Consider the following 9,236-nt stretch of genomic DNA (forward strand, 5'->3'; position numbering starts at 1 on the left):
CAACCGATATGTCGAAGACGGCCCATCTCGTGTGTTTCCGGATCGGAACGGAGACCTATGGGGTCGACATCTTCGCCGTGCGCGAGATCGTCAAGCCTCAGCAAATCACTCCGGTTCCGGGATCGTCGAGTCACGTCCTGGGGATCATCAATCTTCGCGGAAGGATCATCTCGGTGATGGATCTGGCCCATCGGCTCGGCCTCGGCGTCTCTCGGCCCGGTCGATCGAGCCGTATTCTCGTCGTGGATCTGGACGGATTCACCGTGGGGTTTCTGGTAGATGCCGCCACCGAGGTCATCAAGCTCGACAGGGAAGCCATCGACGAAGCACCCGAGGAGCACAGAGGCTCGCTGCACGCGGACACCCTCGAAGGAATCGGCAAGCTGGACGACCGATTGGTCATCATCCTCAATGTGCGCAACTTGCTGTCGAGGGATCGGGGCGACCTCCTCGAAGCGGCGGGAATGGCACGCGCCGAAGGGGTGAAATGATCGCTCCGATTTCCGAAGATGAGTTCCGGTTGTTTCGCGATCTCATCCACCGGGAGTGCGGTCTCTATTTCGGGGACAACAAGCGCACCTATCTATCTTCCCGGATCGGCAAACGTCTCGCGGCCACGAGCATCGGGAGCTTCTATCGATACTACCGGTATCTCACCAAGGGGGGAGTGGAGAACGAGCGGGAGCTGCTTCGCCTGCTCGACGTCCTCACCATCAATGAAACGGCCTTCTTCAGGAACCGGCCCCAGTTCGATTTCTTGGAGCAGCGGGTGATCCCTGAGATCCTCGATCGAAAACGCTCGGTCGACCCTCGACTCAGGATCTGGAGCGCTGGATGCGCAACCGGCGAAGAGCCTTACTCGATCGCGATATCGGCTCTCGAAACGATCCCAGAAGCCTCTGGTTGGGAGATTCGCGTATACGCTTCCGACCTCTCCCTGACGGCTCTGGAAACGGCGGCGGCGGGCGTCTACTCGCAGGAGAAGCTCGCCGGAATCAGCCCGGGGCGGTTGCGGCGATACTTCGAGCGTTGCGACGAGGGCTTTCGGGTCCGCGACGAGCTGAAGCGAGTCGTCATCTACGACTTCCACAATCTCAAACACGACAACGGTCTCGGCGGGCTCGACGTCGTGTTTTGTCGCAACGTCCTGATCTACTTCGACCCCGCGGAACAGAAGCGTGTCGTCGACAAGTTGGTTCGTGGCCTCCGTCCGGGCGGATACCTGCTCCTGGGGCACTCGGAGTCGGTCCAGGGCCTCTCGAGCGAGATCAAGTTCGTGCATCACGGCCGGGGAACGGGCTACCAGAAGGTGGTGGAATCGTGACCGACGATTCCTATCTCACGCCAGAAGAGCTGGCTGGGCTCGAACGAACGTTTCAGGTTCAGACCCGAGAAATGCTCGTGGAATACGGCGCGCTGGTATTGAAGCTGGAGCGTTCTCGGAATATAGCCGAGCCCCTTCGAGCGCTCGAGCGAACCGTCCATACGATCAAAGGGGACTCGATGGCGCTCGGCTTCGATCGGCTCTCCAAGCTCGCCCATGAGCTGGAGGACCTGTTCCGGTCCCTTCGCGGGCAGGCGCTCGTCGGCCGCGACAACGTGGACCAGCTCCTCGCCGCCGGGGACGTCATGAACCAGCTGCTCGCGGCCTATTGCGAGCGCGCTACGCCTCTCCCCGACGTGGAGTCCCTTTGCCGCAGGCTTCGGCAACGAGCGAGCGGCTCCGACGACTCCGCGCCCACGCCGGCAGACTCCTATCGACTCACCATCTGGTTCGCCCGCGACTGCCGGATGCATTCGGCTGGCGCCCTGCTCGTGCGACGTCGACTCGAAGAGCTGGCGAAGGTCGTGGCCGTGATCCCTGATCCCGACAGTCCAGCCTTCGAACAGATCTCGAAGTTCAGCATCGACGTCGAGTCGAGCGCGACGCCGAGGCAGGTCCGAGACGCGGCCCGAGTTCCCGGAGTGACTTCCAGGGTCATGGTCAAGGAACCCCCGCCGGGGCGGAACGAGCCCGAGGCCGACTCCAAATCGCCGGACGTCGACAGGATACACAAGCTCACACCCGGCCAAAGCATGGGCGGCGGCTGGCTTCGCGTGGAGGTGAGCCGGGTCGATCGCATCATGAATCTCGTCGGGGAGCTCGTCATCGCCCGCTCCATGGTGGCGCAAGCACAAACCGACCTCGAGACCCGCGAGAGTCATCCCGCTGCGGCTGGCAGGCTGGCCGACGCGCATACGCTCCTCGAGCGCACACTGAGGGATTTGCAGGCCGCGGTGTTGAACATCCGGATGGTTCCCGTCGACCACGTCTTTCGCCGATTCCCGCGAGTGGTTCGCGACCTGGCCAACTCCGAGGGCAAGCAGGTCGAGCTCGAGGTTAGAGGGGGGATCACCGAGCTCGACAAGACGATCGTGGACGCTCTTGGAGAGCCCTTGTTGCATCTCGTCCGAAACGCCATCGACCACGGCTTGGAGACTCCCGCGGAACGTGAGCGCTCGGGCAAGCCGAGATGCGGCCGGCTCGTCCTTCAGTCCTTCTACGAGGGTAACCACGTGCACATCGTCGTCGAGGACGACGGCCGCGGAATCGATGCGGCCAAAGTGGCGGAAAAGGCCAGACGGCTCGGTCTGGACGACCGCGATCGGCTCGACCTCTCCGGCGAGTCCGAGATCCTCGACATCATCTATCGGCCGGGTTTTACCACTCGCGAGACCGTCTCCGACGTCTCGGGCCGAGGGATCGGCATGGACGTCGTGCGAGAGTCCATCGAGAACCTCAAAGGCGTGATCGAGCTGACCACGGCTCCGGGAAAGGGGACTCGGTTTCTCATCCGCTTGCCCGTCACGCTCGCGATCCTGCGCGCCATCCTCGTCGGGGTGGACGAGAGCGTCTTCGCCATCCCTCTCACCGGAGTCCTCGAGATCGTCCGTCTGCACGGCGGCGAAGCGGCGACGATGCTCGGTCGCGGCGTGCTCCCCTGGCGAGAAAAGGTCGTGCCGCTGGTGTCGCTTCGGAAAGCGCTGGGTCTGAACGGCTCGACCGCTGAAAACTTCTCGACTCGCTCCGGGGAGGCGGAGACGCCGAACGGATTCGTTCTGCTCGTTGGAGAAGCCGAGCGTCGAATCGGACTCGTCGCCGAGCGCCTTCTCGGTGAGCAGGAGCTGGTCGTGAAACCCATCGATGACTCGCTGACCCGCAGCCCCGGAATTGCAGGTGCCTCCATTCTGGGAGACGGAAGGATCGTTTTGATACTTCACATACGTGGCCTGCTCGAGAAGCATGTGAGCCTTGCGAGAAGCGTCGAGGTGCTCCATTGACTACGAGCGCCATTCGGGTCCTCGTGGTGGACGATTCGGCCTTCATGAGAAAGGTGCTCGTCAAGATGCTCGAGCCCTACCCGGACATCCATGTCGTCGCTACGGCCATGGACGGCATTTTCGCACTCGACAAGATCGCCCGTGCCCGGCCGGATGTCGTCACCCTGGACCTCGAGATGCCGCGCATGGATGGGCTCACCGCCCTCGCTCGTCTCGTCGGCGAGCATGAGCTACCGGTCATCCTCGTCTCGGCCCACACGTCGGAGGGAGCGAAGGCCACTTTCGAGGGCCTTGCGGCTGGAGCCGTCGACTTCGTAACCAAACCCGAACGAATCTTCTCCTCCCCGCTCGGCGCCCTGGCCGATGCTCTCGTGGAAAAAATTCGCATGGCAGCGAAAGTTAAGGTAAATCGTGCCTCGAGGGTCGATGTGCCTCATCCGGTCGTCGGCAGGGATCTCGGGCGCGGATCGTCTCCGGCACTCGACGTTGTCGCCATCGCCGTTTCGACCGGCGGTCCCAACGCACTCTCGAAAATCCTTGGTGGCATCGATGACGGCTTTGGCCGGGCGCTTCTCATCGTGCAGCACATGCCCGAGGGATTTACCGGCCAGTTTGCCGAGCGTCTGAATCGGCTGGCGGCGATCGAAGTGCGTGAGGCAGAGGATGGCGATTGCATCACCGCCGGGCTAGCCTTGCTCGCTCCGGGGGGACGGCACATGGAGGTCACGCGCTCCCAGGGACGGCTTCACGTTCGTCTTTCCCGGACGCCGCCCGTCGGGGGGCACCGCCCGTCGGCGGACATCCTGTTCCGGTCGGTCGCCGAAGTCGTGGGTGGACGGGCGGTGGGTCTGATCTTGACGGGTATGGGCGAGGATGGCGCGAGGGGCCTCGGAGCAATCCGGGCAGCCGGCGGTCTCACCGTGGCTCAGGACGAAGCGAGCTCTGTCGTTTACGGAATGCCCCGAGCGGCTATCCAGCGAGGGGCGGTGAGAACCGTCCTGCCACTCCCGGAAATGGCGTCCTTTCTCAACTCCCTCGAGACGGAGAAAAGGGGTTCCCCATGGAACGCGTGAAAGAGCAGGCGTCGAGGAGACCGAGCTTCCGCTTTCTGGTGGTGGACGATTCGGAGTTCGCTCGCCGCAACCTGAACAAGATTTTGGCTTCGTTCGGCGGTGAGGCCGCGGGCTTCGCCAAGAACGGTCGCGAGGCCATCGAACAGTACGTGAAGCTCAAGCCCGACGTGGTGTTCATGGACATCACGATGCCGGAGATGGAGGGTGTCGAAGCCGTTCAGAAGATCATCACTCGCGACTCGCAGGCCAAGATCGTGATGGTGAGCTCGAACGGCTATCAGGACATGATCAAAGCGGCCATCGAGTCGGGGGCGAAACACTTCCTGACGAAACCGGTGCGGCCGCAGCAAGTCGCCAACGTCGTGAGCTTCGTACTAGGAGACGCCGGGTGAGATACGACTACCTCAGGCCATTCGTGAGCTCCGCGCAGGAGATACTCGAGGAGATGCTTGCCAGCGACGTGGTTCTCGGGATGCTGAGGCTCTCTCCCGCGCCCGTCCCGACCCTGGGCGTCACCGCCATCGTGGGAGTCACCGGCGAGGCAGAGGGAAGGGTGCTCTTCGACATGCGTCGCGACACGGCCATCGCCATCGCAGCGGAGATGAACGACGCGCCCCAAAAAGTCCTCGATCGCCTGGCGAAGGACGCGCTGTCGGAGCTCGCGAGCATGATGACTGGCCGTGCGATCTCGGTGCTCAATGATCGAGGCCATCGCCTTCGCGTGTCTCCACCGAGCCTCATCGAAGGCGACAATGTGGAGATCTCGAACCGCGAGCTGGAAACTCTGGTCGTTCCCCTGGGTACGTCTCACGGGGAGGTCCTGGTCAACGTAGCAATGGCCACGGTTTGAAACTCGAGGTGAAGACTATCGAGGGGTTCGTGAAGCTCATGAGATCGTGATGAGTAACCGAGGAGAATCATGTCCACGAAGAATCTCTTGGTCGTAGACGATTCTGCGACAACGAGAATGCTGATCGCGCTCACCTTGAAGAAGGAGGGCACTTACAACATTCTGGAGGTCGCGAACGGGCGGGAAGCGGTCGAAAAGCTGGACCGCGAGCCCGTCGACTGCGTGCTCACTGACATCAACATGCCGCTGATGAACGGACTCGATCTCATCGAGTACATCCGCTCCCATCACCGGGACCCGAAAGTGCCGATCATCGTGATCACGACGAGGGGGGAAGAGGAGTCGCGAGACCGAGGCCTGGCGCACGGGGCAAATGCTTACCTCACCAAGCCGATCTCGGGACCGGAGCTCGTGAACTTGGTGAAGGAGCTGGTGGTTTAGAACGATGGGTCTCAGAGGGCAGCTCGAGGATCTCCCCCTCCTCGACATGCTGCAGATCATCGCTTTCTCCAAAAAGAGCGGATGTCTGAGCGTCGCTGGACCTCCGGGGCGGGGGGGCGTCGTGCTCCGGCAGGGACGAGTGCTCTTTTCCTACTCGTGGTCGACCCTCGGGAGGCTGCGCGAGCTCTCTCGGGGCGGCTCGCCTCTGCCCAACAAGGACGTCCGAGAGTTCATCGAGATGTCACTGCGAGACCTGGCGGGACTTCGGGAGGGAAACTTCCAGTTCGAGCTGACCGATTCGGTCACGGAGCTCGAAGGCGTGGAGCTCGAGCCTTACCTCCTGTCCGAAGGTCTGGATCCGCAAGAGCTCCTGCTCGATCTCGCCGTCGAGATGGACAACGATCGGAAAGAGACGTCATCTCTTCTCGAGCTCGCTTTCGAGAGCCCGCCACCCGAGGAACCCGGAGTGCGGGAGCACGATTCGCCGCGGCAAGCTTCGTGCGCGACTCCCAACCCGACGGGGTTCAGTGTCGTTCTGGTCGATGACGAGCGCCCCGTGACCGAGATCGTCGGGACAGAGCTGCAGAGAAGAGGGCACCGGGTTTTCACCGCCTCGGATCCAACTGCGGGGCGAAACATCATCAGACGCCGCGTGGAGAACGGCGAGAAGGTTCTCGCCGCGGTCGATCTGAAGATGCCCACCACGTCGGGCAGGAGCTTCTACGGTGGCTTCGAGCTCGTCAGGAAGCTCAAGAAAGTCAAACCAATTGTGCCGGTGCTGCTCATGGTCGAGAGCCTGTCCGACAAGGCCAAGACGAGGGCGAAAGAGCTCGGGATTCGGCGCGTGGTGCACAAGCCGACCTTGACCAAGATCGATTCAGAGCTCTATCGCAAGGATCTATGCGAGTTTGCGGGAACGCTCCACGAGCAGTTGAAAAGACTCGTGACCGACGGTGAGCGCGTCGATGCCGGGGGATCCGAGGAGCCCGAGCGAAACGGCAATGGCTCGAATCGAGCGAGCTTCCTGGCGGCAATGACTCGGCAGCTGGCCGACCCCGGAGGAACGGAAGACGTTTCCAGGCTGCTGCTGGTGGTGGCGCAGGAGTTTCTCGAGCGGGGCATCTTGTTCGTCGTTAGCGGCGAAGCAGCCCGGGGACTCGCCGGTTACGGACTCGACGAGGACCTCGAGACATCTTCGAGAGTGGCGAAGCGTCTCGTCATCGATGTCGGACGTTGCGAGCCAGTGGAGGAAGTCGTCCGAACGGGCTCCACCTACAGGATCCAAGGGGGGAGTCCTCCTCTGAGCGAGGCCCTCTTGGCCCAGGCGGGCCGAGGCCTCTCCTCCGAGGCGGTGTTGATTCCGCTTCTCCACCAAAGGGCAACGCTCATCATTCTCTTCGGAGACAATCCCGTTAGCGGTTCGCCCCTGGGCGATCTGAGCGGGCTCGAGCAGTTCGTATCGCAGGCGGGAATCGCGCTGGAGCACAAACTACGTCAACACAAGCTCTCCACCACGAAGGCTCTGGCAGGGTGATGCCGGACAGCGGCGCTTCCAGCTTCAGGAGATCGGATGAACATGAGTCACGAGTCGAACTATAACGAAGATGCTTTTCCCGAGCCGCAGGACATCGGTCACATGGTGCGCCTGAGCCCGCTCACGATAGGAGCCGTATTCAAAAGAGGTGGTATCGTCGGCCAGGGATACGTCCTCAATCTCAGCCGGGGAGGCGTGTTTCTCACCACCAACGAAGAATTCGCCCGAGGCGAGTCCTTTCGTTTGCGTTTCTTCTTGCCGTTCCAGATCGGCCACGTGGACGCTGAGGTCGTTGTGCGCTGGAGGACCCGGGACATCGCTCAACCACCGCAGGGACTGCGCGACGGATTCGGTGTGGAGTTCGTCCGCCTGGCTCCGGGCGTCCGGGAGAAGATCGAGCGTTTCGTAGATCGTTTCCTCGAGCTGGCCGACGGGCTCGACGGCGACCAGAACAAACCCTAGCCCCTGCGGAACCGCGTTCACCCCGCGATCGTTTCGAGCCGTCGCAAAGCTCGTCAGGGAAAACGATGTGGCGGCCGGGGAGCCTCGTCGAGTAGAAAAGGGTCATGACTCGACGACAAAGGAGATCCCCGATGGCATTAGTAAAGCCCGTTGAACAAGCGGACGCGAGCCCCGACGTGCGCGCCGTCTACGACGACATCATGAAGACGCGGAATACGGACTGGGTGAACAATTTCTGGAAATACCTGGCCTGCCACCCATCCACCCTCAAAAGGATCTGGGCGGCAGTGAAGGCCGTAATGGCCCCGGGTGCTCTCGACCCCCTCGTCAAGGAGATGATCTACGTCGCCGTGAGCGTCACCAATAACTGCGAGTACTGCATCCATTCCCACACCGCCTCGGCCCGCTCCAAGGGCATGACGGATGAGATGTTCGGGGAGCTTCTCGCCGTCGTGGGTCTCGCGAACGAGACGAACCGGCTCGCGAATGGATTGCAGGTACCCGTCGACGACGCCTTTCGGCCAGACCTTTGAAGGCCGATGAGTTCTTGAAGGAACATTTCGCCAAGTCCCTGGACGGAACACCTGGGACGCCTGCCGTGCCGCCGGGATCGCCAGCCCGTCGGCTGCCATAGCCTGCGTCATGCCTTCGCGACGCATCTCATCGAGAACGGCTATGACGTACGCTCCGTCCAGAAACTCCTCGGCACAAGGCCCTCGAAACGACCGTGGTCTACGTGCACCTTGCTCGCATCGGCCCCTTCCCGCTTTAGAAGCCCCCCTGACGAGTCTATTTGAAATCCGCCGCTCTCGGCGTTTACGATGGGATCACTGGGCGCACAAGACACACAATGCCACTACAACGCTCCTTGTCCACAGTCGTTTTGTTTGGCAGAGTGCTGAGTGCCTGTCACTCTCCCCCGTCAGACTCGTTCGAGAGTACGTCGATGCGGGCCGCAATCCTGTCTTCGCTCCCCGATGGATGGAGTTTGGCGGAGACCAAGGAGGATCAGATTCCCTGGGGGCATTACTGGGGCATGCAGTACGACGGGCGTGGTGGAGAGCTCTTGATCCTAGCCGGTCCTCGCGATGTTCCCCTACTATGGCGTGATCGTGAGGGGAGTCTTCACGAAGATCCGATGGCGAAGGAAAGTCTAGAACTGTGGGTCATGCACCCTCAGTATCGCAACGGTTGGTTCGCTTTCCTGAAGTTCCATCGGCCCGTGCAACCTGAGCTCGTTTATTCTTCACAAGTCGGACGAGTCTATGGACGTCAGTCACATCGACTCCACGAACCAGAGCGTTTTGATGCTGTTCTGAGTCAAGCGAGGTCGACAAACTGGCCTGAGTCACCGAGCAGGCCGGGCAACCCCTTATCATGGACATCGTGGAAAGATGATCTGCGAAAGGCGCTAACCGATACTCGCGAGTAGACTGCATAACAACCAGATCGAGTGGACCATGCCTTTTTGTTCGGGCGCGACGTCAATTCGAGAAGGTTGCAGCTTCGGAGTGCGCCGTGCTGGTGCCAGACGACTGGCCACGCCCACTCATCT

11 protein-coding genes are annotated in these 9,236 nt (G+C 61.7%); all 11 read left to right on the top strand.

The annotated features are described in order from the left end of the window. The first annotated feature begins 8 nt into the window (after positions 1 to 8). The 11 genes from VEK15_26815 to VEK15_26865 all read left to right on the top strand — a co-directional run bounded on the left by VEK15_26815 (position 9) and on the right by VEK15_26865 (position 8,478). A complete protein-coding gene (locus VEK15_26815; protein HXV64340.1) occupies positions 9 to 491 on the top strand; it encodes a chemotaxis protein CheW in 483 nt (160 codons plus the stop codon). Next, a complete protein-coding gene (locus tag VEK15_26820; GenBank protein ID HXV64341.1) occupies positions 488 to 1,324 on the top strand; it encodes a protein-glutamate O-methyltransferase CheR in 837 nt (278 codons plus the stop codon). Before VEK15_26815 ends, VEK15_26820 begins: the two co-directional genes overlap by 4 nt. Continuing rightward, the gene (locus tag VEK15_26825; GenBank protein HXV64342.1) at positions 1,321 to 3,321 is read left to right on the top strand and encodes a chemotaxis protein CheA; all 2,001 of its coding nucleotides are present in this window, start codon (positions 1,321 to 1,323) and stop codon (positions 3,319 to 3,321) included. Before VEK15_26820 ends, VEK15_26825 begins: the two co-directional genes overlap by 4 nt. Then, positions 3,318 to 4,394, top strand: coding sequence for a chemotaxis response regulator protein-glutamate methylesterase (locus tag VEK15_26830; protein HXV64343.1), 1,077 nt, complete (start codon positions 3,318 to 3,320; stop codon positions 4,392 to 4,394). Before VEK15_26825 ends, VEK15_26830 begins: the two co-directional genes overlap by 4 nt. Beyond that, complete coding sequence (locus VEK15_26835) at positions 4,382 to 4,786, top strand: response regulator (protein HXV64344.1); 405 nt, start codon at positions 4,382 to 4,384, stop codon at positions 4,784 to 4,786. Before VEK15_26830 ends, VEK15_26835 begins: the two co-directional genes overlap by 13 nt. Then, the gene (locus tag VEK15_26840) at positions 4,783 to 5,244 is read left to right on the top strand and encodes a chemotaxis protein CheX (GenBank protein ID HXV64345.1); all 462 of its coding nucleotides are present in this window, start codon (positions 4,783 to 4,785) and stop codon (positions 5,242 to 5,244) included. The genes VEK15_26835 and VEK15_26840 overlap by 4 nt, the downstream gene beginning before the upstream one ends. Positions 5,245 to 5,313: 69 nt before the next feature. After that, on the top strand, positions 5,314 to 5,685 hold the full coding sequence (locus VEK15_26845) for a response regulator (GenBank protein HXV64346.1): 372 nt from the start codon (positions 5,314 to 5,316) through the stop codon (positions 5,683 to 5,685). A 4-nt stretch (positions 5,686 to 5,689) separates the two neighbouring features. Beyond that, positions 5,690 to 7,219: a response regulator gene (locus VEK15_26850; GenBank protein HXV64347.1), complete on the top strand. Its 1,530-nt coding sequence runs from the start codon at positions 5,690 to 5,692 to the stop codon at positions 7,217 to 7,219. 42 nt (positions 7,220 to 7,261) lie between these two features. Continuing rightward, positions 7,262 to 7,681, top strand: coding sequence for a PilZ domain-containing protein (locus VEK15_26855; GenBank protein HXV64348.1), 420 nt, complete (start codon positions 7,262 to 7,264; stop codon positions 7,679 to 7,681). Between the two features lie 131 nt (positions 7,682 to 7,812). Then, positions 7,813 to 8,214, top strand: a complete 402-nt coding sequence (locus tag VEK15_26860; protein ID HXV64349.1) for a carboxymuconolactone decarboxylase family protein — start codon at positions 7,813 to 7,815, stop codon at positions 8,212 to 8,214. A 102-nt stretch (positions 8,215 to 8,316) separates the two neighbouring features. Then, positions 8,317 to 8,478: a tyrosine-type recombinase/integrase gene (locus VEK15_26865; protein ID HXV64350.1), complete on the top strand. Its 162-nt coding sequence runs from the start codon at positions 8,317 to 8,319 to the stop codon at positions 8,476 to 8,478. Positions 8,479 to 9,236 lie beyond the last annotated feature (758 nt).

It is taken from the genome of Vicinamibacteria bacterium, from assembly GCA_035620555.1.
Taxonomy (GTDB): Bacteria; Acidobacteriota; Vicinamibacteria; order Marinacidobacterales; family SMYC01; genus DASPGQ01.

Coding starts and splice junctions, on each gene's coding strand:
- VEK15_26815 (HXV64340.1), top strand. CDS start 9: ATGTCGAAGACGGCCCATCTCGTGTGTTTCCGGATCGGAACGGAGACC.
- VEK15_26820 (HXV64341.1), top strand. CDS start 488: ATGATCGCTCCGATTTCCGAAGATGAGTTCCGGTTGTTTCGCGATCTC.
- VEK15_26835 (HXV64344.1), top strand. CDS start 4,382: ATGGAACGCGTGAAAGAGCAGGCGTCGAGGAGACCGAGCTTCCGCTTT.
- VEK15_26845 (HXV64346.1), top strand. CDS start 5,314: ATGTCCACGAAGAATCTCTTGGTCGTAGACGATTCTGCGACAACGAGA.
- VEK15_26850 (HXV64347.1), top strand. CDS start 5,690: ATGGGTCTCAGAGGGCAGCTCGAGGATCTCCCCCTCCTCGACATGCTG.
- VEK15_26855 (HXV64348.1), top strand. CDS start 7,262: ATGAGTCACGAGTCGAACTATAACGAAGATGCTTTTCCCGAGCCGCAG.
- VEK15_26860 (HXV64349.1), top strand. CDS start 7,813: ATGGCATTAGTAAAGCCCGTTGAACAAGCGGACGCGAGCCCCGACGTG.